The sequence below is a fragment of the Streptomyces sp. NBC_00986 genome (assembly GCF_045162565.1).
Classification (GTDB): domain Bacteria; phylum Actinomycetota; class Actinomycetes; order Streptomycetales; family Streptomycetaceae; genus Streptomyces.
Window position 1 is genome coordinate 4,147,133 of sequence record NZ_CP108733.1, and the last position, 24,301, is coordinate 4,171,433.

General features: G+C 69.7%; 17 protein-coding genes and 1 pseudogene. 12 read left to right on the top strand and 6 right to left on the bottom strand.

Translation table 11 applies throughout. The annotated features are described in order from the left end of the window. Window positions 1-121 precede the first annotated feature (121 nt). The 5 genes from OG504_RS17795 to OG504_RS17815 all read left to right on the top strand — a co-directional run bounded on the left by OG504_RS17795 (window position 122) and on the right by OG504_RS17815 (window position 6,925). Window positions 122-1,939 carry an ABC transporter ATP-binding protein gene (locus OG504_RS17795; RefSeq protein WP_405990708.1) on the top strand — a complete coding sequence of 606 codons (1,818 nt, stop codon included), beginning with the start codon at window positions 122-124 and terminating at the stop codon, window positions 1,937-1,939. Then, window positions 1,936-3,804, top strand: coding sequence for an ABC transporter ATP-binding protein (locus tag OG504_RS17800; RefSeq protein ID WP_405990709.1), 1,869 nt, complete (start codon window positions 1,936-1,938; stop codon window positions 3,802-3,804). Before OG504_RS17795 ends, OG504_RS17800 begins: the two co-directional genes overlap by 4 nt. Before the next feature lie 247 nt (window positions 3,805-4,051). Next, window positions 4,052-5,071, top strand: a complete 1,020-nt coding sequence (locus OG504_RS17805; RefSeq protein WP_405990710.1) for an aldo/keto reductase — start codon at window positions 4,052-4,054, stop codon at window positions 5,069-5,071. A gap of 37 nt (window positions 5,072-5,108) precedes the next feature. Further along, complete coding sequence (locus OG504_RS17810; protein WP_405990711.1) at window positions 5,109-6,020, top strand: alpha/beta hydrolase family protein; 912 nt, start codon at window positions 5,109-5,111, stop codon at window positions 6,018-6,020. 251 nt (window positions 6,021-6,271) lie between these two features. Beyond that, entirely contained in the window at window positions 6,272-6,925 is a 654-nt protein-coding gene (locus tag OG504_RS17815) for a cyclase family protein (RefSeq protein WP_405990712.1), read from the top strand. A 20-nt stretch (window positions 6,926-6,945) separates the two neighbouring features. Here OG504_RS17815 and OG504_RS17820 read toward each other — a convergent pair whose 3' ends face one another. Further along, window positions 6,946-7,656, bottom strand: coding sequence for a DUF6333 family protein (locus tag OG504_RS17820; RefSeq protein ID WP_405990713.1), 711 nt, complete (start codon window positions 7,654-7,656; stop codon window positions 6,946-6,948). 208 nt (window positions 7,657-7,864) lie between these two features. Between OG504_RS17820 and OG504_RS17825 the strand changes: the two genes are divergently transcribed. From OG504_RS17825 to OG504_RS17835, 3 genes are all read left to right on the top strand, one after another. Then, complete coding sequence (locus OG504_RS17825; RefSeq protein ID WP_405990714.1) at window positions 7,865-10,147, top strand: LPXTG cell wall anchor domain-containing protein; 2,283 nt, start codon at window positions 7,865-7,867, stop codon at window positions 10,145-10,147. Between the two features lie 179 nt (window positions 10,148-10,326). Further along, window positions 10,327-12,039: an ABC transporter ATP-binding protein gene (locus OG504_RS17830; protein ID WP_405990715.1), complete on the top strand. Its 1,713-nt coding sequence runs from the start codon at window positions 10,327-10,329 to the stop codon at window positions 12,037-12,039. 11 nt (window positions 12,040-12,050) lie between these two features. Next, entirely contained in the window at window positions 12,051-13,817 is a 1,767-nt protein-coding gene (locus tag OG504_RS17835) for an ABC transporter ATP-binding protein (RefSeq protein ID WP_405996362.1), read from the top strand. A 61-nt stretch (window positions 13,818-13,878) separates the two neighbouring features. Here the strand turns inward: OG504_RS17835 and OG504_RS17840 are convergent, their stop codons facing one another. After that, the gene (locus OG504_RS17840) at window positions 13,879-14,508 is read right to left on the bottom strand and encodes a TetR/AcrR family transcriptional regulator (RefSeq protein ID WP_405990716.1); all 630 of its coding nucleotides are present in this window, start codon (window positions 14,506-14,508) and stop codon (window positions 13,879-13,881) included. 69 nt (window positions 14,509-14,577) lie between these two features. Between OG504_RS17840 and OG504_RS17845 the strand changes: the two genes are divergently transcribed. Continuing rightward, window positions 14,578-14,997: a Dabb family protein gene (locus OG504_RS17845; RefSeq protein WP_405990717.1), complete on the top strand. Its 420-nt coding sequence runs from the start codon at window positions 14,578-14,580 to the stop codon at window positions 14,995-14,997. A gap of 27 nt (window positions 14,998-15,024) precedes the next feature. Here OG504_RS17845 and OG504_RS17850 read toward each other — a convergent pair whose 3' ends face one another. Both OG504_RS17850 and OG504_RS17855 read right to left on the bottom strand, forming a co-directional pair. Then, window positions 15,025-15,360: a P-II family nitrogen regulator gene (locus OG504_RS17850; protein WP_405990718.1), complete on the bottom strand. Its 336-nt coding sequence runs from the start codon at window positions 15,358-15,360 to the stop codon at window positions 15,025-15,027. Between the two features lie 21 nt (window positions 15,361-15,381). Continuing rightward, window positions 15,382-16,812, bottom strand: coding sequence for an ammonium transporter (locus tag OG504_RS17855; RefSeq protein ID WP_405990719.1), 1,431 nt, complete (start codon window positions 16,810-16,812; stop codon window positions 15,382-15,384). 350 nt (window positions 16,813-17,162) lie between these two features. Between OG504_RS17855 and OG504_RS17860 the strand changes: the two genes are divergently transcribed. The 3 genes from OG504_RS17860 to OG504_RS17870 all read left to right on the top strand — a co-directional run bounded on the left by OG504_RS17860 (window position 17,163) and on the right by OG504_RS17870 (window position 21,694). Beyond that, window positions 17,163-19,190, top strand: coding sequence for a M4 family metallopeptidase (locus OG504_RS17860; protein ID WP_405990720.1), 2,028 nt, complete (start codon window positions 17,163-17,165; stop codon window positions 19,188-19,190). Between the two features lie 256 nt (window positions 19,191-19,446). Further along, window positions 19,447-21,102 carry a M4 family metallopeptidase gene (locus tag OG504_RS17865; RefSeq protein WP_405990721.1) on the top strand — a complete coding sequence of 552 codons (1,656 nt, stop codon included), beginning with the start codon at window positions 19,447-19,449 and terminating at the stop codon, window positions 21,100-21,102. Window positions 21,103-21,184: 82 nt separating this feature from the next. Beyond that, the gene (locus OG504_RS17870; protein ID WP_405990722.1) at window positions 21,185-21,694 is read left to right on the top strand and encodes a DUF1990 family protein; all 510 of its coding nucleotides are present in this window, start codon (window positions 21,185-21,187) and stop codon (window positions 21,692-21,694) included. 230 nt (window positions 21,695-21,924) lie between these two features. Here OG504_RS17870 and OG504_RS17875 read toward each other — a convergent pair. Together OG504_RS17875 and OG504_RS17880 are read right to left on the bottom strand one after the other, a co-directional pair. After that, a pseudogene (locus OG504_RS17875) lies at window positions 21,925-22,673 on the bottom strand (transposase family protein). Between the two features lie 103 nt (window positions 22,674-22,776). After that, entirely contained in the window at window positions 22,777-24,192 is a 1,416-nt protein-coding gene (locus tag OG504_RS17880; RefSeq protein ID WP_405990723.1) for a hypothetical protein, read from the bottom strand. Window positions 24,193-24,301 lie beyond the last annotated feature (109 nt).

The window sequence follows — 24,301 nt, forward strand, 5'->3', positions numbered from 1 at the left end:
CGACTCCCCTTGATGTGCCGCTACGACCCCCCGAACACCCAGGTCGTAGGACCAACGGCCGATCCGGGTCCGGCCAAAACTCGGTGGGCGATGTCAGTGGTGGTCCGTAGGCTCGCCCGTGATGACCACGACACCCGCCTCCGCCGAGGACCACTCCGACCGGTCCGCCGTCCGCACGCTCGCGCGGCTGTGGCCGTACGTCCGCCCCGTGCGGGTACGGCTGTTCGCCGCGGCCGGGGTCGCCGTCGTAGCGTCCTGTACGGGCCTGGTGTTCCCGCTCGTCCTGAAGTGGATGGTGGACGGGCCGGTCGCCGACCGGGACACGGCGGGTGTGTGGCTCGGGGCGCTGTATCTGCTGCTGCTCGGGATCGCGGAGGCGGGCCTGTTCGGGCTGCGGCGGTGGCTGGTCGCACGGCCGCTGTCGCACGTCGAGGCGGAAATGCGGGCGGACCTGTACCGGCACTTGCAACGCCTGCCGGTGTCCTTCCACGACAGATGGCCGTCGGGCCAGCTCCTCTCCCGAGGCACCACGGACCTGATGCTGCTCCGCATGTTCCTCGCCTTCCCGCTGACGTTCCTGCTGGTCAACGCCGTGACGATCCTGGTGGGCGTGATCATCATGCTGCTCCAGGACTGGACACTGGGGCTGGTGATCCTCGGGCCCGCCATCCCGGTGATCATCACGTGCGTGATCTTCGAGCAGCGGTACGCGCACGTGGCGCGCCGCGCACAGGACCAGGTCGGCGACCTGACGACGGTCGTCGAGGAGAGCGTCCTCGGCATCCGCATCATCAAGGGCTTCGGCCGCCACCGCACCCAGGCCCGCGCCTTCCGCGACCTGTCCCGCACCCTGCGCGGCACGGAACTCCGCAAGGCTCAACTCCTGGCCACGATCTGGGGCGTCATCGTGACCCTCCCCGAACTGGCCCTAGGGGCGGCGCTGGTGGTGGGAACGGTGCAGGTCGCGGACGGGGGTCTGTCGGCGGGCACGCTGGTGGCGTTCCTGTCCACGGCCCTCGCCCTGCGCTGGCCGGTGGAGTCGATCGGCTTCCTGCTGGCAATGAGCCAGGAGGCGGCGACGGCGACGGAGCGGTTCTTTGAGGTAATGGATGAAACGCGGGAGGAGGAAGCGCCTTTCAGGGGCGCGGGGAACTGCGCGACCAGCCCCCACCGGCCGTCACCCGACAACGATGGCATCCGTTTCTCCTCAGTCTCCTTCCGCTACTCCGACGCCCCGCCTGATTCCCCGCCCACCCTCGACAACATCAACCTGCACATCAGACCCGGCGAATCCATGGCCCTGGTAGGCGCCACAGGCACCGGCAAAACCACCCTGACCGCCCTCGTCCCCCGCCTCCACGAGGTGACCTCCGGCCAGATCACACTGGACGGCAAGGACATCACCGCCATGCCCCGGGAATCGCTGCGCGCCCTCGTCGCCGTGGCCTTCGAGGAACCCACGTTGTTCTCGGCCAGCGTCGGGGAGAACGTACTCATGGGGTCAGAAGAGGGCGCGGGACAACCGGAGTTGGAACAAGCCCTGGCCGTCGCGCAGGCGGACTTCGTGCACGCGCTGCCCCAGGGCACGGACACCCAGGTGGGCGAACAGGGCCTGAGCCTCTCCGGCGGCCAACGCCAACGCCTCGCCCTGGCAAGAGCGGTGGTGGGCAACCCCCGCTTCCTGGTCCTGGACGACCCGCTCTCCGCCCTGGACGTCCACACCGAGGCCGCAGTTGAGGCCGCCCTGCGCCAAGTCCTGGCCGACACCACGGCGTTGATCGTGGCCCACCGCCCGTCCACGGTGCTGCTCGCCGACCGCGTGGCCCTCCTGTCCGACGGCCGCATCACTGCGGTCGGCACCCACCAGGAACTCCTGCGGACGAACACGGAGTACGCGTACCTGATGTCGGGTGCCGAGCACCAGGGGGACGAACGATGACCGCGACCACCACCTCCGCCCCCACCACCGGCGGCGACGACAACCCCGAACCCCCGCGCCCGCCCGCCACCGCAGGCGACCCTTTCGACCACGACGTCCTGCCCACTCCCCCGGGCGCGACCGGCGCCCTGCTGCGCTCCCTGCTCGCGCCCATGAAGGCACGGGTCACCGTCACGACCCTCATCCTGCTGCTACAGCAGGCGGCCGTACAGGTGGGCCCACTCCTCGTGGCGTACGCCATCGACCGCGCGGTACCGGCGTTCCGGAACGACGACCACGGTCCGCTGATCGCCGTAGGAGCGGGCTACCTGCTCTGCGCGCTGATCTCCGGCGGACTCCAGTACGCCTTCATCGGCGCCTCCGCCCGCGTCAACCAGGACGTGCTGCTCGATCTGCGCGGCCGTATCTTCCGGCACGCGCAGGCGCTCAGCATCGACTTCCATGAGCGGTACACGTCCGGCCGGCTCATCTCCCGTTCCACCACGGACATCGAGGCCCTGCGCGAACTGCTCAGCGAGGGGCTCCAGGAGCTGATCACGGTCATCCTGTCGTTCGTGTACATCTCGGCGATGCTGCTCTGGCTGGACCTGGGCCTCGGCGCGGTCGCGGTGGCGTCCTTCGTGCCGTTGTACCTGCTGGTGCGGGTCTACCAGCGGCGCGCGGTACGGGTGTACGCGATCCGTTCCACGGCGATCGCGCGCGTGATCGTGAAGTTCGTGGAGACGATGAACGGCATCCGCCCGGTCCGCGCGTTCCGCCGCGAGGACGTCAACGACGCCGACTTCCGCGTCCTCAACCAACAGCACGAACGCTCCAACGGCGACGCCCTGTTGGAGATGGCCCGCTATGTCACCGGCTCCCGCCTGGTCGCCAACACGGCCGTCGCGGTGATCGTGCTGTGGGGCGCGACCCGAGTCGCGGACGACTCACTGGAGTTGGGCGTACTGGCCGCCGCGGTGCTGTATCTACGGCGGCTCTACGACCCGATCGACCGGCTCGGCATGTTCCTCAACTCATACCAGTCGGCCGCGGCTTCCCTGGAGAAGATCGCGGGGTTGCTGGCCCAGACCCCGTCGGTCCCCGAAGCCTCAACCCCTGTCCAGCTCCCGGCACTTGAGACAGATCAACCCGGCCGCGAGGTTGTCTTCGACGGCGTCCGCTTCGGCTATCGCACCGGCGGCGAGGTCCTGCCCGTCTTCGACCTCACCCTCCCGGCCGGCCAGACCGTCGCCGTCGTCGGCTCCACCGGCGCGGGCAAGTCCACCCTGGCCAAGCTGCTGGCCCGCTTCTACGACCCTTCGGAGGGGCGGGTACTGCTCGACGGAGTCGACCTGCGCGACCTCTCCGCGCCCGAACTGCGGCGCGGGGTGGTGATGGTGACGCAGGAGGCGTTCCTGTTCTCCGGCACGGTCGCCGAGAACATCGCGATCGGGCGCCCGGACGCACCCCGCGAGGAGATCGAGCGGGCCGCGAAGGCGATCGGCGCGCACGACTTCATCAGCGCCCTGCCCGACGGCTACGACACGGACGTACGCAAGCGGGGTGGCCGTATCTCGGCCGGTCAGCGCCAACTCGTCGCGTTCGCACGGGCGTTGCTCGCCGACCCCGCCGTCCTCATCCTCGACGAGGCGACCAGCTCCCTCGACATCCCGGGCGAACAGGCTGTACAGCGCGCCATGTCGACGGTCCTGCGCGGCCGTACGGCGGTGGTGATCGCCCACCGGCTGTCCACGGTCGAGATCGCGGACCGGGTGCTGGTCATGGAACACGGGCGAGTCGTCGAGGACGGCACCCCCGCCGAACTCATCGCGGGGACGGGGCGGTTCGCGGATCTGCACCGGGCCTGGCGGGACAGCCTGGCGTAAGCGGGGTCCGCGAGTTGGGCAGTTTTTCGGCTACCGGCCGGTGGGGGCTGGTCGCGCAGTTCCCCGCGCCCCTGAAAATGCCGGCCCGCCGTGTCTTCTAGGGGCGCGGGGAACTGCGCGACCAGCCACGACGCACCGCAAGCCGCCAACGCACCTCCCCCCACCCCTCCCGGCTTGCTAACCGGAACCCCGTTCCGTATCGTTACCGGAACAAGGTTCCACTTACGTGATCTCGGAGGCCCCGGTCATGCAATACCGCACTCTCGGCCGCACCGGCGTACAGGTCAGCACGCTCGCGCTCGGCGCGATGAACTTCGGCAGGATCGGGCGGACGAGCCAGGAGGAGGTCACGGCCATCGTCGACGCCGCTCTCGCGGGCGGGGTCAATCTCATCGACACCGCGGACGCGTACAGCGGCGGCGAGTCGGAGGAGCTGCTCGGCAAGGCGATCGCCGGCCGCCGGGACGACATCGTGCTGGCCACGAAGGCGAGCCTGCCGATGGGCGAGGAGCGCAACCACCAGGGCGGTTCGCGCCGCTGGCTGGTGACCGAGCTGGACAACAGCCTGCGCAGGCTCGGCGTGGACCACGTCGACCTCTACCAGATCCACCGCTGGGACCCCCGCACCAGCGACGAGGAGACCCTCTCCGCGCTGACGGACCTCCAACGCGCGGGAAAGATCCGCTACTTCGGCTCCTCGACCTTCCCCGCGTACCGCATCGTCCAGGCGCAGTGGGCCGCCCGGGAGAACCACCTGGGCCGTTACGTCACCGAGCAGCCCAGCTACTCGATCCTCCAGCGCGGCATCGAGACCCACGTCCTGCCCGTGACCGAGGAGTACGGCCTCGGCGTCCTGGCCTGGAGCCCGCTCGCCTCGGGCTGGCTGTCCGGCGCGATCCGCGAGGGCCGGGAGGTCACCACCAGCCGCTCCGCGTTCATGCCGCAGCGCTTCGACACCACCGTCCCCGCCAACCGGGCCAAGCTCGACGCCGTCGAACAGCTGGCCAAGGTCGCCGACGAGGCCGGGCTCACGATGATCCAGCTCGCGCTCGGTTTCGTCACCGCGCACCCCGCCGTGACCAGCGCGCTGATCGGCCCGCGCACCCTGGACCACCTGCACAGCCAGCTCGCCGCCGCGGACACGGTGCTCTCCGCCGACGTACTGGACGCGATCGACACGATCGTCGCCCCCGGCACCGACCTCGCCGCCCACGAGAAGAACGACACCCCGCCCGCACTCCTCGACCCGTCCCTGCGCCGCCGCTGAAGCCCACGGGGCACACCCCCAGAACGGAAGCACACCCATGTCCGACTCGAACCCCGCCATCGTGTCCGTGAAGCCGGTGATCCTCCCCGCCCCAGGCCGGGGCGAGGACCTCCAGGTCCGCGTCTCCGCACCCGTGACCGGCGACGCTCTACCGGTCGTCGTCTTCTCGCACGGCTTCGGCTGGTCGATGAACGGCTACGCCCCACTGGCGGACCACTGGGCCGCCCACGGTTTCGTGGTCGTCCAGCCCACGCACCTCGACTCCAGGACGCTCGGCATCCCGCACGAGGACCCTCGCTTCCCGGAGATCTGGCGCATCCGCATCGAGGACCTCACCCGCACACTGGACGAACTCACCGTCCTGGAAGCCTCCGTGCCAGGCCTCGCCGGACGCCTCGACCGCGATCGCATCGCCGTGGCCGGTCACTCCTGGGGAGCCCAGACGGCGAGCACGCTCCTGGGCGCCCGCGTCCTCGACCCCGACGGCGTACCCGGCGAGGACCTGTCCGACCCCCGCGTCAAGGCGGGCGTACTCCTCGCCCTGACCGGCCTGGGCGACGACCTGACCCCGTTCGCCGCCGAGCAACTCCCTTTCATGAGGCCGTCGTTCGCCACGATGACCCCACCGGCACTGATCGTCGCCGGGGACCACGACCAGTCCCAGCTCTCCACCCGCGGCCCGGACTGGTTCACCGACCCGTACACCTACAGCCCGGGCGACAAGACCCTGCTCACCCTCTACGGCGCGGAGCACTCACTCGGCGGCATCCCCGGTTACGAGGTAGCAGAGACGACGGACGAAAGCCCCGCCCGCGTCGCCCTGCTCCAGCGCCTCACCACGGCGTTCCTGCGCAGCGCCCTCAACCCCGAGGACACCGCGTGGCAGAAGGCAGCCGCCGAACTGGCCGGAGATCCCGACCCGTTGGGAAATCTGCAGAGCAAGGAGTAGAGAAGCAATGGCCGCGGAGCAGTCAGAGGACTCGGCCGACTCAAGCGACCTGCCGAGCAACTGGGGCCGATGGGGCGACGACGACGAACTCGGCACGCTCAACCTGATCACCGACAAGACCCGCGCCCGAGCGGCCGCCGAGGTCCGCACCGGCCGCTCGGTGTCCCTGGCCCTGCCGATCCGCCCGACCCCCCCTCATCAGCGGCCCCTTCACCCCGACCACGACGGAGGCCTCCCCGGTCCAGCAGCTGATGGCCCACACCGGCCCAGCGGCACACGCGACCACGGACGTCGTCCTGGTCACCAACCACCACCCGCGTTCAACCCACTTGGACGCTCTCGCCCACCAGTCGCTCGACGGCCGGGTCTACCCGGGCCGACTCCTCACCGACAGCGTGTCCCCGGCCGGCGTCACCCACGGTTCTACGACGGCGTTCGCCGCCGGTGTGGTCACGCGAGGGGTGCTGCTCGATCTCGCGGCGACCGGCCCGCTCCCCGTCGGCCATGCCGTCACCGCACAGGACCTCGACGCCGCCGAGAAACGCCAAGGCGTCACGGTCGAGTCCGGCGACGCGCTGGTCGTCCGGTTCGGGCAGCCGACCACACCCGCTCCACCGATGCCCGGCGTCAGCATCGACGCCGTGCGATGGATGCACCGCCGAGGAGTGTCCCTCTACGCGGGCGACACCGGCGACGCCTTCCCCGCACCGGACCCCGAGGCACCGCTCCCCCTGCACGGCATCGGCCTCGTCCTACTGGGCATGCCGCTGATCGACGCGGCGAACGTCGAGGAACTGGCCGCCGTGTGCGGGGAGTTGTCCCGTCACACCTTCCTGCTCACGGTCGCGGCCCCACGTATCCACGGCCTGACCGGAGTTCCCGTCAACCCGCTCGCCGTCTTCTGAGAGCCAGGAGGGGACGCCCCTCAGGCAAACCACACCTCGCGCACGCTCGCCTCCCCCTCCTCGCTGCGCTCAACGACGAACGCCGACTCGTAGCGCTCCTCATCCGCATACACGGACAGCGCACCCCCCGTCAGCGCATGCAGCAACCCGTCGTACTCGCAGAACCCTTCGTCACCGAACTCCTCGTCCTCACCCAGCAGTTCGGGAGAGATGCCCGCAACCGCCAGCGTGGCCCGGAGGTCCCCGGTGACATCCAACTCGTCGAAACCCTCGACCGTCAGATCAGGAGCACCGGGCACCGCGACCAGGATCTTCAAGTAGGCCGCCCCGAAGTCCCGTTCACAGACAGCGACGATCCGCGCATCCGGATGCAGTTTCTTCTGCGCCCGGAACTCGTCCTCCAGCGCACTGGACAACACCCCGTCCTCGACGAGCGCCGGGTCCGTCACCTTCACCGTGGACCCCCACGCGGCAGCCCGTACGAGGTCCAACTCCCCCCGGTCCACTGGGCTTTCGGGATGTCCCAGCCGCGACGGCGCCTCCTCACCGCGAATCCCCGCGACCGACGACAGCGACAACACAGCCGCCCTCGCCGCCTCCGGGTCGTGCGCCAGGACGGACGGTCGCTCGTCCGGCCGTAGCGGAGGGGCGAAGGGCGGCTGGACCACGACCAGATGCGCGTGCCCGCTGTGCCGGGGGTCCACCCGGGTGCCGGGAGATACGGGACTCATGCGGCCGAGCGTATGCCGCGAGTCCACGCCAACCTGTGAACGCCCTGTGGAGAAGGGGAGTTGACCCGGTCACCGAAGGTCGGATCGGCTTCGGCATGTACATGGGCGTGTCTAGCGTGTGGTCCGTTCGTCGGCGCCACATCGACCACGGGGGCCCCTGGTGCCGCGCGAACACCCCATGCCTACGGGGCCCCCACGGGGACATCACGTGCAAACACCCATACGCGCCCGGCGGTTGCGCGCGCTGCGACGGTCGGTCGTCGCGCTCGCGTGCGCCTCGGTCATGGCCCTCACCGGGCTTCCGGGCATCACGGCGGCGGAGGCCGCGCCGAGACCACTGGACCCGGGCAAGCGCTGTGACGAGTTGTACGGCCTGCCGAGCAAGACCCGACCGACCACTGGGCTGCCGCAGTTCGACGCGTCCCGCGCGACCTCGCAGTGGGACGACTACTCGTACGTCAATCCGGCCAAGGAGTGGGACGGGCTCGGGGCGCCGTCCGCCGCCAAGCAGGCCGCGCTGTCCGAGCTGACCAAGGCACCGGCCGCGCAGCCCGACCGGGTCTGGTGGCGATGGCTCCAGCAGAAGGCCAAGTACCCGAACTTCACCGACTATCGGGACGCCGTCTTCATCCCGAACTCCGGGAACGACCCTCGCGGCAAGGCCTTCGAGCAGAAGGTGATCAAGGATCACGGGCTGGTCGGGCCGGAGTGGATCTGCCAGAAGGAGGTCGAGTTCAAGGACCCCGACACCGGCAAGACCTACCGGCGCAAGCTCGACGCGTACAACACGCGGACGAGACAGATCCTGGAGATCAAGTCCAACGGCAGCCCGGACCGTACGCAGGTGCCCAAGGACCTGGCGTGGGCCAAGGACCCGGCGTGGAAGGACAGCAAGGTCAAGTACGTCTTCGCCGAGCCGCAGAAGGCGGACGCGAAGAAGTTCCTCGGGGACATGCGGCAGCTGGCCGGCAACCGGGTCACCGAGTACAACTACCGTACGGATCGCGTGGAGTTGGCGCCCAAGGGCGTCGGAGAGCGCGCGAGCAGCGGGCTGATGCAGCCGCCCGGGCAGTCCGGTTCCACGCGGGGCGGGCTCACCGATCTGATCCGTGAGTCGCGGCCCACCCCGAAGACCATGGCGGACTTCCTGAACGCCAAGAACGCCGCCAACCCGGGTGGTCTGCCGCGCGGTCCCGGTGGCGTCGACTTCTCGACCCTGGACCTGAAGTACGTCGGCAAGCCGGTCAGGGGCAAGGGCGTCGACTTCGCGTTCGACGCCAAGGAGGACCCCACCGAGCAGTCCGGGTGGGGCGGCAAGGCCAACTCCCAGTTGATCTCGGACGCGTTCTTCACCTGGCTCGCGCTGACCCCGGACAAGTTCTGGGTCAACCTCAACCCCGACGAGCCGGACCGCATCATGGACGCCGAGTTCGGCAGGACGGACGCGGGTCGGGTGCTGCTGGAGGCCGATCTCCAGATGAAGCACGACTTCTACAAGGCCATGGATCCCGCCACCGACCTCGGCAAGCGCTACTGGGCCGCTCTCCCCCAGGTGAACGGCAAGCCCTGCATGCCCGGGCTGCGCAACTGGATCGAGCCGAAGACCGCGCAGGTCCGTGAGCAGGACGGCGGCATCTACATCCTCGACACCCCGCTGCGTCTGAAGTCGACCGCGCAGACCACGGTCACGCCCGGTCCCGGTGAGCCGATCTGCACCCCGGACGAGGCCCAGACCAAGGCGGCCCAGCGGGTCATCGACCAGATGATCGTGCCCGCGGTGGAGAAGACCATCAACACCGCGCCCCAGTACGCCGATCTGCGCCGCGTCTACACCGCGCGCGTCGCCGCCGAGTACATCCGCCAGCAGGACGCCAAGGCGCCCACCGACTACCACGCCATCATCAACAGCGGCGACGCCACGCGCTGGCCGCTGCGCGCGCCCAACCAGAACTGGACCCGCGAGGCGCTGTTCCAGAAGTACCGGTACATCTACACGCACGGCGAGTTCACGTACGACGTCCCGGCCAACGGCACCGTGCAGGTCTACATCGTGGGCGGCGTCGACCTCTCCAAGCAGCCCAAGCAGAACGTCGGCAAGGTCCAATTCACCGCTCAGCACCGCTACTTGCCCCGGCAGACGCAGACCAGCGTGAAGACCCTCACCGACAACACCGACACGACGGGGCAGGTGCTCCTCGGCGCGAACACGGCCGCCGACGACACCGGCACGTCCACCCCCACACCGACCCCGACTCCCACTCCGACCCACACCGGGAAGCCGACGCCCACCCCGACCCACAGTGGCGGTGGCGGCGGGAGCACCCCGGCACCGGCACCCACGACACCGGCACCCGACAACCCCGGTGGCGACCTCGCCCACACCGGCGACGACACCCCGGTCGGCCTGATCGCGGGCATCGCCGGCGCCCTCGCCGTGGCGGGCGGAGCGCTCGTGTGGTGGATGCGGCGCCGTAGGACCGCCCAGGGGTAACGCCCGGCGGACGAACACCTGATGGGGCCGGTACGCGCATCCCGCGTACCGGCCCCTTGGCATCCGGGCACGCGATATTCGATGGGCAACCGCGCTCACGCTCGGTAATCTTCGTTGCCTCCAACCACCCCCGGATCGCTCACGGCTGCGCGCGCCCGGCAGCCTGAGCAAGGAGGCTCATGATCGACGCGTACGAGGATCCCGGGACACCGGACTGCCGGGGTGGCTGGCGGTTTCTGTGGTGGCTGGTGTGGCAACAGCCGGGGCGGGCGGTGTCCGGGGCGCTGCTGTCGAGTGTGTGGATGGTGCTGATGGCGGCGGCACCGTATCTGATGTCCCGGGCCGTCGACGACGGGCTGGTGCCGGGGAACATGGGCGCGCTGGCCCGGTGGACCGGGGCGCTGTTCGTGGTCGGCGCGGTCAACTCGTGGCTGAGCATCATGCGCCACCGCACGATGACCCGGGTCCGGATCGATGCCAACTTCCGCACGGTCAAGCTGATCGTCGGCCAGACGGTCCGGCTGGGCGCCGCGCTCTCCCGCCGTGCGCAGGCCGGCGAGGTCATCACCACCGGCGTCGGCGACGTGTGGACGATCGCCCAGTCCCTCACCGTCGTGGGGCCCGGCTTCGGTGCCCTCGTCGTCTACGGCTTGGTCGCGGGCGTGCTGCTGTCGATCTCGGCACCACTGGCCGCCGTGGTGCTGCTGGGTGTGCCGGTGATCGCGTTGCTCGCGGGGCCGTTGACGCTGCGGCTGCAGAGCGTGGAGACGGAGTACCGGGAGCGGCAGAGCGTGCTCACCGCGCGCATCGGCGACCTCGCGGGCGGCCTGCGCGTCCTCAACGGCCTTGGCGGCAAGGGGCTGTTCGCTGACGCGTTCCGCCGTGACTCGCAGCGACTACGGGCGCAGGGGTACCGAGTGGGCGCGGTGGCCAGCTGGGTGCAGGCGATCGGGCTCGGGCTGCCGACGCTGTTCCTCGCCGTGGTGACCTGGCTCGCGGCCCGGCTGGCGGCCCAAGGGCAGCTCAGCATCGGCGAGTTGGTCGCGGTGTACGGCTATGTCGCGGTGCTGATCGGCCCGGTGGCGTTCTTCGTGCAGATGGTCTACGAGCTGAGCCGGGGCGTGGTGGCCGCGCGGCGGGTCGTAGAGCTGCTGCGGCTCGAACCGGCTCCGGACCACGGGGAGTTGGACGCTCCCGCCGAACCGGCCGCCCTGCACGATCCCGACTCCGGGGTGCGGGTGCTGCCGGGGCGGATGACCGCGCTGGTGGGGGCGCGGCCCGCCGACGCGTTGGCGGTGGTGGACCGGCTCGGGCGGTACGCGCCGTCCGTGGTGACGTGGGGCGGGGTGCGGCTCGACGGGATTCCGCTGGAGCAGGTGCGGGCGCGGATCCTGGTCGCCGACAACGAGGCCGACCTGTTCGCCGGACCGTTGACGGAGGTGGTGTCGGGGCGGTGGGAGCGGTCGGCGGAGGCGGTGGCGAGGGCCGTGCACGCGTCCGCCGCCGACGACATCGTGCAGGGGCTGCCGGAGGGGCTCGACTCGGCGGTGGCCGCGCAGGGGCGCAGTCTCTCCGGAGGACAGCGTCAACGGGTGCGCCTGGTACGGGCGTTGCTCGCCGAGCCCGAGGTGCTGCTCGCGGTGGAGCCGACCTCGGCGCTCGACGCGCATACGGAGGCGGCGGTCGCGCTACGGCTGCACGCGGAGCGCACGGGCCGTACGACGGTGGTGACGACGACGTCCCCCCTGGTCCTCGATCACGCGGACACCGTGCACTACCTGGTCGACGGCAAGGTCGCGGCCAGCGGCGGCCACCGCCGGCTGCTGGCGGAGGAGCCCGGCTACCGCGCGCTGGTGGCCCGGGACGCGGACGCGGAGGAGGTCGTACGGTGACGCAGTCCTCACTGGCCAAGGGTCAACTGCCCGTCGCGGAACGGGCGGACGTACGGCGGGCCGCGCTGCGTCTCGTGCGGGCGGACCGGCGGGCGTTCGCCGTCGTGCTCGTGGTGAACGCGCTGGCCGCCGCGGCCGGGCTCGCCGGGCCGTGGCTGCTCGGGCGGATCGTGGACGAGGTGCGGGCCGGGGCCCGGGTGAGCACGGTGGACCGGCTGGCCCTGGTCATCGTGGCGTGCGCGCTGGCCCAGTTGCTGCTGGCGCGGTGGGCGCGGTACGTGGGGCACCGGTTCGGTGAGCGCACACTGGCGCGGGTGCGGGAGGACTTCGTCGACCGGGCGCTGGCACTGCCCGCGTCGGTGGTGGAGCGGGCCGGGACGGGTGACCTGACCGCGCGCGGCACGGCGGACGTGGCGATCGTGGGGACGACCCTGCGCGATGTCGGGCCGGATCTGCTGGTCAACTCGGTGCAGGCGCTGTTCGTGATGGGCGCGGTGTTCGTCCTCGACCCGCTGCTCGGGCTGTTCGGGGTGCTGGGGCTCACGCCGGTGTGGTTCGCGCTGCGCTGGTATCTGCGCCGGGCCCGGGACGGCTATCTCGCGGAGGGCGCGGCCAATTCGGAGGTCGCCGAGATCCTCACGGCGACCGTGTCCGGGGCCCGCACGGTGGAGGCGTTCCGGCTCCAGGAGCGGCGGGTCACCGCGAGCCGGGACACGTTGCGGACGGCGCTGCGGAGCCGGTTGTACACGCTGTTCCTGCGGACCGTGTTCTTCCCGGCGGTCGAGATGTCGTACACGATCCCGGTGGCGGGCGTGCTGTTCGTCGGCGGGTGGCTGCACGGGCGCGGGGAGGTGGGCCTGGGCGCCGTGGTGGCGGCCGCCCTGTATCTGCGGCAGTTCGCCGAACCGCTGGACCAGATCCTGATGCGGGTCGAGCAACTCCAGAGCAGCGGCGCCTCGTTCGCCCGCGTGGAGGGGCTGGCCCGGGGGCCTCGCGCGGAGGGCGACGACGATGCCCCGGCTCCGGCGGACGACCGGATCGACGTGACCGGCGTGCGGTACGCCTACGAGCGCGGCGGCGAGGTGCTGCACGGCGTCGACCTGACCGTGCGGCCGGGCGAGCGGCTCGCGGTGGTCGGCCCGTCGGGCGCCGGGAAGACCACGCTGAGCCGGCTGCTCGCGGGCGTGGACGCGCCGACCGAGGGCACGGTGACCGTGGGCGGGGTGCCGGTCCACGGGCTGGAACCGGAGACACTGCGCCGCCAGGTGGTGCTGGTCACCCAGGAGCACCACGTGTTCCTGGGCTCGGTGCGCGACAACCTCCTGATCGCCGAACCGGCCGCCACGGACCAGGAGTTGTGGGCAGCGCTGAACGCGGTCGGCGCCGAGGAATGGGTGCGGGACCTGCCGGACGGGCTCAACACCGGCCTGGGTGCCCACGGTTCGGCCACGGACGGCTCGCAGGCCCAGCAACTCGCGCTGGCCCGCGTGGTGTTGGCCGACCCGCACACCCTGATCCTGGACGAGGCGACGGCCCTGCTGGATCCGGCCACCGCCCGCCACACCGAGCGCGCCCTGGCCGCCGTACTGGAGGGCCGTACCGTCATCGCCATCGCGCACCGCCTGCACACCGCGCACGACGCGGACCGGGTCGCGGTGATGGAGAACGGCCTGCTGACCGAACTCGGCCCGCACGAGGAGCTGGTGGCGGCGGAGGGGGCGTACGCGGCGCTGTGGCATTCGTGGCACGGGGAGGGACCGGGCACCGGGGCCGCCTGACCGACGGGGCGACCGGGCGACCGGGCGGCCGGGCCCGTACTCCCTTGCTCCCGCGCGGAGTTCAGACCCCGTACGCCCGCAGAAAGGTGTCGACCGCCGCGTCCGCCACCGCGCGGATCTCCGCGGCCGGCACCTTGTGCGTACCGAGGCGGCTACGGCTTTCCAGCGGACCGGCGAGGAGCGCAAGGAACTGTTCCGCCGCGAGCGTCGGATCGCAGGAGCGCAGCCGGCCCGCCAGCACGAGGCGGGCCAGCCGGTCGGCGAGCGCCTCGGCGATCCGGTCCGACGTCCGCGACTGGACGGCCTCGATCAGGTCGGGGAAGCCGCCGACCTGGGAGTACGTCAGCCAGCGCAGCGCCCGGGAGCGTTCGCCGCAGCACACCCCGAGCAGTCGGTGGCCGGTGTCCGCGAGGGCTCCGCGCAGATCGTCACCCGGGTCGCGGAGCCGTTCGACGACGGCGAGGTTCTCCGCCGCCACCGCGTCGGCCGCGGCCTCCACCGCGTGCCGGAAGAGGGTCTCCTTGTCGGTGAGGTGGTTGTAGACGGTCGGTTTGGCCACGCCCGCCTCGTCGGCGATCTCCTTCACGCACGCCTGCGCGTACCCCCGGCGGGCGAAGACGGCGAAGGCCGCGTCCAGGATCGCCTGTCGCTTGTCGATCCGCCCCCGGGTTCCTCGGGTCGTCGCAGTCATCTGCGCAGGGTATCCCCTTGAGTCTGACTCGATGGACCACTAAATTGAACCCGCTGGTTCAGATGAGACATGCGACGTCCGAGAGGGAGTCCGGTGATCGTCAACATCCTGCGGTTCAGCTTCAAGGACGGCACGACCGAGGAGGACAAGGCCGCCGTGCTCGCGGCGATGCGGCGCACGGCGTCCGTGGAGTCGGCCGCGTTCGGTGTCGTCGGCCAGGACATCGGCCCGGACGACGGGTACACGCACACCTACTGCGCGGCCGTGCCGGACCTCGCCGCGCTGGAGCGGTACCTGCACGACCCGGTCCACCTGGAGGGGGACTACACGATCCTGCCGCACATCCAGCGCATCACGGCCGTCCGCTTCTCCGACGACATGGACCCGGGTCTCGGCGCGGAAGTCGGCCGGGCCGCCGCCGCCAAGGCCGCCAAGTACCCGGAGTGGGTAAGGCAGTTGGAGTCGATCCCGGAGGCCCGGTTCGGCTGAGGTGCGCGAACCTCCGGGATGCCCGGCTCACACCGCGTCCGGCCCCCGCTCCCGTGTCCTGATGCGCACCACCTCCTCCACCGGAGTCACCCACACCGTGCCGCCACCCGTGCCGCGGACTCCCGCGGCACGGATCACGCGGACCAGGTCGGTGGCGTCGAAGTCCAGGGTGAGGATGTCGAGCCGGAGCCGCGGGGCGAGGTTCACCCGGTACTCGCTGCCGCGGTAGACCTCCACCCGGACCGTCCGGGGCTCATAGGCCCGCACCTCCGTCACGGTCACTCCGCGCACCCCGAACGGCTGGAGGGCCTTCATGACGTCCGGGACGCGGTGCGGAGGGAGGACCGCGGTCACCAGTTTCACCCGGCCTCAACTCCCGGCATCTCAGCCCGAGTCCGGTTCCCCGGCCTTCTCCGCGAGCGGCGCCGGTGCCGCCACTGCCGCCACCGGTTCGGGCACGGACGCGGACGCCACCGCCGACTCCGCCGGATACGCCTCCTCGTCGTGGACCGCGATGTCACCGGCCTCCAACACCTCGTCCGGCGCCCGCAGTTTCACGAACAGGCCGATCGCCTTGAGGATGAGGAACGTCATCGCGGCGTCGTAGAGGATGACCGTTCCGGCCGAACCCGCCTGCTTCCACAGCTGGTCGACGTTGCCGTAGAGCCAGCCGCTGGTGGACCACGCCGTGGAGCCGTCCTTGTTGAGGTACACGGCGACCGCCGGGTCGGCGAAGATGCCGACGAGCATGCCGCCCGCCAGGCCCGCGATGCCGTGGGTGTAGACGACGCCGAGCGCGTCGTCGACCTTGTTGAACGGCGGGACCTTGGACAGGTAGTTCCAGGCCAGCCAGACGATCGAGGACGCGATGACGCCGATGTAGATCGCGCCGATCCCGGTGACGAAGCCTGCCGCCGGGGTGATCGCCACCAGACCGACGATCATGCCGTTGATGCCGCCGAGGAAGGTCGGCTTGCGCTGCGGTCCGACGAACATGTCCCAGAACACCCAGACGAGCAGGGCAACTGCCGTACAGAGATTGGTGTTGAGGACCGCGAGGGCCGCGTTGTGGCCGCCGAAGTACATGTCGCCGCCGTTGAAGCCGTTCCAGCCGAGCCAGAGGATGCCCGCGCCGACGGCGACCATGGGGAGGTTGTTGGGCACGCCGTGTGCGCGGTCACGGGCGAGGCGGGGTCCGATCACCGCCGCCGCGACGAAGCCCGAGGTGCCGGCGGCGAGGTGGATGACGTAGCCGCCGGAGTAGTCGAGCGCGCCCTTGGCCGCCCACCAGCCGCCGCCCCACAGCAGGAAGGCGTTGACCGTGTAGACCAGCGTCGACCACAGCGGGACGAACAGCAGCCACGCGCGGATGTTCATGCGGCCGACCACGCTGCCCATGAACAACAGGGGCGTGATCGCCGCGAACGCGAAGTGGAAGTAGGCGAGCGTGGACTGCGAGAAGTGGAAGCTCGGCATCAGGTCGTTGCCGTTGACGAGCGGTATCCACGCCTGCTGTTGTTCGCTCGCCGAACCGACGATGGTGCCGGGCCGGCCGACGAACGCGCCGAGGATGCCGGGCCAGTGGGAGTTCAGGGGTTCACCGAACCCCATCTTGAACTCCCAGAGGACCCAGCCGACCAGCACCAGTGAGAAGCCGGTGAAGGCCATGAACATGGTGTTCACGACCCATTTGCGCTGGACCAGGCCGCCGTAGAGGATCGCGATGCCGGGGATGCTCATCAGGCCGACGAGTGTCGCCGCGACGAGCTGCCAGGCGTTGTCGCCCGCGTCCAGCCAGTTGGGATAAGGAATCACTGCAGCCGTCAACTCCCTTCGTGGGAGCGGCGGTCCGGCAGGACCGCCGGTTCGAACGGCAGGATCGTGCCGGATCTTTTACGGGTTGGTTCCGGGGGCATGTCGGCCCGGAAAATTTCTGTTCACGGTCAAAGAATCGTCAAGTGACGGTCCGGATAACGGACTTGAACATCCGGACAACGGACGAATTCCGGCCAACCTCCTGACGCGCTCCTGACAGAAAGCGCGGACTGCTGCCACTCTTCCCTCTGGCGCTTCACAGCAACCCCACAGCTTCACACCAGTGATCACTGTGATCCCTGTGATCTCCCCAGGTCGCGCGACCCGCGACCGTCCCGAAGGAGTCAGTGTTGAGAAGCAATTCCTCGCGCAGACGCACCTCCCACATAGTCGCCGTAGCCGGCGTCACCGCTCTGCTCGCCGCGGCCGTCCAGGCCGGCGCGACCTCCTCCGCCGCTCCGGCCAACCCCCTTGCCGGCAAGGGGAATCCGGCGCACACGGCCCTCTCGCTCTCCCCCTCGCAGCGTGCCGAGCTGCTCCGCGACGCCTCGTCGGCGCGGACCTCGACGGCCAAGGACATCGGCCTCGGCGCCAAGGAGGCGCTCGTCGTCCGTGACGTCATCAAGGACGCCGACGGCACGGTCCACACGCGCTACGAGCGCACCTACGGCGGACTCCCGGTCCTGGGCGGCGACTTGGTGGTCGACACCGCCAAGTCCGGTGCCACCGAGCGCGTCATCAAGGCGACGAACGCCACCATCGCGGTCGCCGACCTCACCCCGGACGTCACGACGGCGGCGGCCGAGAAGCAGGCGGTCTCCCGCGCCAAGGCGCTCGGCTCCACCAAGTCGGCCGCGGACTCGGCCCGCAAGGTGATCTGGGCCGCGAGCGGCAAGCCGGTTCTCGCCTACGAGACGGTCGTCGGCGGTCTTCAGGACGACGGCACCCCGAACGAGCTCCACGTCATCACCGACGCGGCCACCGGCAAGAAGCTCTACGAGTACCAGGGCATCGAGAACGCCACCGGCACCGGCAACACCCAGTACAGCGGCTCGGTCCCGCTGACGACGACGCAGTCGGGCTCGAACTACACCCTGACGGACGGCGACCGCGGCGGCCACAAGACGTACAACCTGAACCACGGGACGTCCGGCACCGGCACGCTGTTCTCGCAGACCAGCAACACCTGGGGCAACAGCACCACGTCGAACGCGGCGACGGCCGGCGCCGACGCGCACTACGGCGCGGCCGAGACCTGGGACTTCTACAAGAACACGTTCGGCCGCAGCGGCATCAAGAACAACGGCGTCGGCGCCTACTCCCGTGTCCACTACGGGAATTCGTACGTCAACGCGTTCTGGGACGACAGCTGCTTCTGCATGACGTACGGCGACGGCTCCGGCAACGCGGACCCGCTGACGGCCCTCGACGTGGCGGGGCACGAAATGAGCCACGGCGTCACCTCCAACACCGCCGGACTCAACTACTCGGGTGAATCAGGCGGGTTGAACGAGGCGACCTCCGACATCTTCGGCACGGGCGTCGAGTTCTACGCCAACAACTCGACCGACGTGGGCGACTACCTCATCGGCGAGAAGATCGACATCAACGGCGACGGCACGCCGCTGCGTTACATGGACAAGCCGAGCAAGGACGGCGGCTCGGCGGACAGTTGGTACTCGGGTGTCGGCAACCTCGACGTGCACTACTCGTCGGGCATCGCCAACCACTTCTTCTACCTGCTGAGCGAGGGCAGCGGCGCCAAGGTCATCAACGGCGTCAGCTACAACTCGCCCACCTCGGACGGGCTTCCGGTCACCGGCATCGGCCGGGACAAGGCGCTGCAGATCTGGTACCGCGCGCTCACCACGAAGTTCACGTCCACCACCAACTACGCGGCGGCCCGCACCGGGACGCTCGCGGCGGCCGGTGAGCTGTACGGCACGACGGGCGCCGAGTACAAGGCGGTGCAGGACGCGTGGGCGGCCGTCGCGGTCGGTGCGCGCTCCGGTGGCGGCGGCGGTGGCGGCACGTCGTTCGAGAACACGGCCGACGTGTCGATTCCGGACAACGGGGCGGCAGTCACGTCCTCGGTCACCGTGTCCGGGCGAACGGGCAACGCACCCACGAACCTCGCGGTCGCGGTCGACATCGTGCACACCTGGCGCGGTGACCTGGTGATCGACCTGGTCGCTCCGGACGGGTCGACGTACCGCCTGAAGAACTCCAGCTCGTCCGACTCGGCGGACAACGTGCAGGCCACCTACACGGTCAACGCGTCCTCCGAAGTCGCCAACGGCGTATGGAAGTTGAAGGTCCAGGACGTGGCGGCACAGGACACCGGCTACATCAACAGCTGGAAGCTTACGTTCCCGTAAAACCCAGCCGTCCACTTCACGCCGCACAAACAAGACGCCGCCCCGGGGTTTCAACTCCGGGGCGGCGCCCTGTTGTGGGCGTTTACATTGCGGCAACGTTCACCGGACAGTCGATTTTCAGCCAACATCACTTGGGGGTCCTGACATGTACGCGCCCCTGGTGCCACTCTTCCCTCACGCCGCTTCAGCACAGCCAATTCACAACCCGCTCCGTCAGTAACCCCACACTGCCGGACTCCCCCACAGAGGAGCTTGCGTGACCCCCCTCTACGCGCGTCACAAGCGCACCACCCTGGCCATCGCCACCGCGGTCGCCGCCGGCGCCCTGCTCGCCACCGGAGTGACCACCGGTGCCTCCGCACAGCCCGCCGCGGCCAAGCCGGCGCCCCTCGCCGCCGCCCCGCAGCTCCTCTCCAACTCCGCGCGCGCCGCGCTGGTCCAGGAGAAGCAGGCCGCCGCGCCCGAGACCGCCCAGCAGATAGGCCTCGGCACCAAGGAGAAGCTGGTCGTCAAGGACGTCGTCAAGGACGTCGACGGCACGCTCCACACCCGCTACGAGCGCACCTACGCGGGCCTCCCGGTCCTCGGTGGCGACCTCGTCGTGCACACCTCGCCGGCCGGCAAGACCGAGGGTGTCACCAAGGCGCACGCGGCGACCATCAAGGTCTCCACCGTCACGCCGAAGATCTCCACCGCCAAGGCCGAGAAGCAGGCGCTGACCATCGCCAAGGCCGCCGGCTCGGACAAGACCGCCGCCGACGGTGCCCGCAAGGTCATCTGGGCCGGCACCGGCACCCCCGTCCTCGCCTACGAGACGATCGTCGGCGGCTTCCAGGACGACGGCACCCCGAACCAGCTGCACGTCATCACCGACGCGGCCTCCGGCAAGAAGCTCTTCGAGTACCAGGGCATCGAGAACGCCACCGGCACCGGCAAGACCCTCTACTCGGGCACCGTCAGCCTCGACACGACCCTGTCGGGCTCGACGTACAGCCTGACCGACGCCACGCGCGGCAGCCACAAGACGTACAACCTGGCGCACAAGACGTCCGGCACCGGCACGCTGTTCACCGACGCGGACAACGTCTGGGGCACCGGCGCGGCCTCCAGCTCCACCACCGACCAGACCGCCGCCGCGGACGCCGCCTACGGCGCCCAGGAGACGTGGGACTTCTACAAGGCCACGTTCGGCCGCAGCGGCATCAAGAACAACGGTGTCGGCGCCTACTCCCGTGTCCACTACGGCAGTTCGTACGTGAACGCGTTCTGGGACGACAGCTGCTTCTGCATGACGTACGGCGACGGGTCGAGCAACACCCACCCGCTCACCTCGCTCGACGTGGCCGGCCACGAGATGAGCCACGGCGTCACCTCCAACACCGCGGGCCTGAACTACTCGGGCGAGTCCGGCGGCCTGAACGAGGCGACCTCGGACATCTTCGGCACCGGCGTGGAGTTCTACGCCAACAACTCGTCCGACGTGGGTGACTACCTCATCGGCGAGAAGATCAACATCAACGGCGACGGCACCCCGCTGCGCTACATGGACCAGCCCAGCAAGGACGGCGGCTCCGCCAACTACTGGTCCTCCTCGGTCGGCAACCTCGACGTGCACTACTCGTCGGGTGTCGCCAACCACTTCTTCTACCTCCTGTCCGAGGGCAGTGGCTCGAAGACGATCAACGGGGTGGCCTACAACTCCCCGACGTACAACGGCGCCACGCTCGCCGGCATCGGTCGCGCCAAGGCGCTGCAGATCTGGTACAAGGCGCTGACGACGTACTTCACGTCGACGACCAACTACAAGTCGGCCCGCACCGGCACCCTGTCGGCGGCGGCGGCGCTCTACGGCTCCAGCTCCGCCGAGTACGCGGCGGTGGCGGCGACCTGGACGGCCGTCAACGTCACCTGACAGCACCCGAGTTGACAGCTGAGCGATAAGGGCGGTACCCGGAGCGAAGGCATATCCGGGTACCGCCCTACTCTTGGGTTCCATGTCCTTCACGTACGACGACGTCGGCGCGACCCGCGAACGCGGCTTCTGCCCCCCGGGCTTCCACCCCCTGTATGTGCGCACCCGGATCGGCGAGGGCGAGAAGGTCTTCCGCCGGGCCGCCGAAGCGGTCCTGACCTGGGAACTGCACCGCGAGATGGGCGTGGGCATCGAGGCCACCGCGGACAAGGCGTCCCCCGGCGTGGACGTGACGGTCACCCTCGCCGGCCTCATCAAGGCCCCGTGCCGCATCGTCTGGACGGTCGAGGAACACCGCAGAGCCGGCTGGGCCTACGGCACCCTCCCCGGCCACCCCGAATCCGGCGAGGAAGCGTTCGTGGTCGACCGCACGGGCGACGGCACCGTCTGGCTGACGGTGTCGGCCTTCAGCCGCGGCGCCAAGTGGTACGCACGGATGGGCGGCCCGGCGACGAGGGGCTTGCAGCACGCGTACGCACGAAAGATCGGCAGCACACTGCGCCAGATGTGCGCGCCGTATTCGGAGGTGTGAGGGGCCTCAGGAAATTCGATGAATTCCACCGGAACACGGGAGGCGGTACTCGAAGTCACAAGCCGCCACGGCTCGAAACCCCGCCTCCCACAACGCTTCCAGGGAAACACTGACGGCATTCACGAATATTTCCGCTTCGACTCCAGGAACGGGATCGATCTCAAGAACCGATGGCCACTCGATGAAGTCCGAAGTATCCGCTAGGCCGGACTCATAGTCATTGAGCGTTTTCAGCGTTGCTTCTCCAGGGTGAGGACGGCCTTGGCGATGACGCTCATGCGGTTGGGGCTGATGCGGGATCTGCGGAAGATCTGCCAGGACTTCAGCCGTGCCATGCCTCGTTCGACAGGTGCCCGGGCCGCGGACAGGGCCCGGTTCTCGGTCCGCTCGGTGAGGGTGAGTTCACCGCCTGGCGGGCGGCGCTTGGCGGTGGTGACCCAGTCGCCTGCACCGATGTAGGCCATGTCGGCGAGGATCGGGATGCCCTGGCGCGCGCAGATCCGGAGGATCTTGTGGGTGCGGGCGGCCGTCAGATCGTCGGTCCGGCCCGGCAGTGCCGGCGACAGCCACAGAATCTCGCCGGCTGGGTCCGTGACGACCTGCACGTTCACCCCGTGCCGCTTGTGTTTCGAGGAGTAGTCGCCCCTGCCGTCGCCGACGCGGTCGCACTCTGCGAGCGTGCCGTCCAGGAGGACGAAGTCCGGGTCGTGCGCGCGCAGCGTCTTCAGCAGGCCTGGCGCCTGCGCGGCGAGCAGACCGGTGACCGCGGTGACATAGGCGTGGGCGGTGCCGACGGATATCCCGAAGCCCGCGGCGATACGGGCGAGGGTGTCGTGGCGCCGCAGGTACACGAGTGCGACCAGCGCACGGCGGTGCGGCGGGAGCTTGCACCGCCGGTCACCCTCACGGGTGACGATGAGCATCGTGACCCACTCGACCAGGGCGTGGGGCAGTCGAGTGCGGCAGGATACGCAACCAACAGGGCTCCTGTGCTGTCGAATTGAGACGTCGAACACCTCCCTCAACGGCACGGGAGCCCTGTCCGTTGCGCACCCCGACGTCACACTGCCCCCGTCACCCGATCAGTGGCCACACTGAAAACGCTCATTGTGAGCCGCATAGGCCTTCAGTGCGGGCGCCACAAGACTTCCAAATCCCTGGACTTCCCCATCGATCTTCCGCGCAATGGAACGCAGCACAGAATCACGATCTTCCGAATCGACATATATAGAGCAGTCGAGATCCAATCCGGAAGTCCACTCATTTGATCCCGATGAATGGCCCATTATCGAAGGCTCCTCCCATCTTGATGATTGACACGTCGACGTGGGATATTTCGTCACCCAGGATCCGCTGGATCGCTTCCAGCCGTTGGGATCGGACTCGTCGTGCGCCTTGAGCATCAGCGTCAGACGAGAGAAGTCGCCGTCCGCGAAGTTCCTGACCGTCGCGGTGAGGTTCTCGTAGCTCTGGGTCGGATCATCGTTGAACTCGATCGGGGCGTCCGGCTGGTCCGGATCGCACAGCGAACCCGGCCCCGCGGCCACCGTCCGGTCTCCCATGACGTCCCAGTTCGACGTCGGGCCCGGCCAGCGGGTCGCGGAGGAGATGTTGCCGGTGCGCACCAGGTCGACGACCGTCTTCGTGCACGACATCGACCAGCGCTCGGTGGCCCGGAAGGCGGCGTCCAATACCCGCTTGCCCGCCAGTTTGGCCGGCGCGAACTCGAAGTACATGCGCTGCTTGTAGCCCGAACCGCAGTAGTAGGCGTAGCCCCCGGTCACGTACGTGCCGCAGTAACCGGTGCCTTCGCCGTCACCGCCGCCGGAGAAGTTGCAGAAGGTGTCGCCGTCGGAGGACAGCACGGTGCGCTCGGACTCCTCCAGCGCGACATCCGGGTCGACGTACAGCGGGTAGACCGTGTTCGCACCGCTCAGCAGGCCCGCGTCCGGTTCGACCGCGACCGAATCCCCGGTCAGCGTGACGGGCAGTACGGCCGACGCGTCGCCGTCGCCGGGGCCCTTGGCCGGGTCGGGGGAGGTCTCGCCGTCGCCGTCCTGGACCGGTTCGTCGTCAGCGCTGGACACGAGCGACATCGTGGTCGTCCCGCTCGTGTCGACATCACCCGCCGAGTCCCACATCTGTGCGGCCGGGGAGCGGAACACCGTGTTGCCGTCCTCGTCCACCGCCGCCAGACCGCCGCCAGAGCGGCCGCTGACGACGAGGCCCTGGCTCTTGAACGAGAACTCGATCCTCTTGAGATCCGGATTGGCCGCCGCTTCGGCGGACTTGACGATGAGCACCTGCTTCACGCCCTCGACCGTGGCCGTCATTCTCAGGTCCACACCGGGCAGCACCTCCGCGTATGTGGCGGAAGCGCCGGTCAGGGTGGGCTCAGGCAGCGTGCCGGGCCAGCCCAGGCTCAACGACCGCCCGTTCTCGGTGAGTTTCACCAGGCTCGCGCCGTCGCCACCGGCAGAGAAGGAGATGTCGGCCACGGAAGCCTTCGGGCCGATCGAACCGTCGGCCCGGTGCTCCAGCGTCGCATCCGACGCCGCCCACGACCGCCCGGCTTCGCCACACGCACCGGAACGGCGGACTGGTCGA

Bases quoted from the DNA above. Each gene is read 5' to 3' on its own strand.
- OG504_RS17870 (WP_405990722.1), top strand. From the start codon at position 21,185: ATGTCCTTCACGTACGACGACGTCGGCGCGACCCGCGAACGCGGCTTC.
- OG504_RS17840 (WP_405990716.1), bottom strand. From the start codon at position 14,508: ATGACTGCGACGACCCGAGGAACCCGGGGGCGGATCGACAAGCGACAG.
- OG504_RS17800 (WP_405990709.1), top strand. From the start codon at position 1,936: ATGACCGCGACCACCACCTCCGCCCCCACCACCGGCGGCGACGACAAC.
- OG504_RS17830 (WP_405990715.1), top strand. From the start codon at position 10,327: ATGATCGACGCGTACGAGGATCCCGGGACACCGGACTGCCGGGGTGGC.
- OG504_RS17845 (WP_405990717.1), top strand. From the start codon at position 14,578: ATGCGACGTCCGAGAGGGAGTCCGGTGATCGTCAACATCCTGCGGTTC.
- OG504_RS17805 (WP_405990710.1), top strand. From the start codon at position 4,052: ATGCAATACCGCACTCTCGGCCGCACCGGCGTACAGGTCAGCACGCTC.
- OG504_RS17810 (WP_405990711.1), top strand. From the start codon at position 5,109: ATGTCCGACTCGAACCCCGCCATCGTGTCCGTGAAGCCGGTGATCCTC.
- OG504_RS17815 (WP_405990712.1), top strand. From the start codon at position 6,272: ATGGCCCACACCGGCCCAGCGGCACACGCGACCACGGACGTCGTCCTG.
- OG504_RS17795 (WP_405990708.1), top strand. From the start codon at position 122: ATGACCACGACACCCGCCTCCGCCGAGGACCACTCCGACCGGTCCGCC.
- OG504_RS17820 (WP_405990713.1), bottom strand. From the start codon at position 7,656: ATGAGTCCCGTATCTCCCGGCACCCGGGTGGACCCCCGGCACAGCGGG.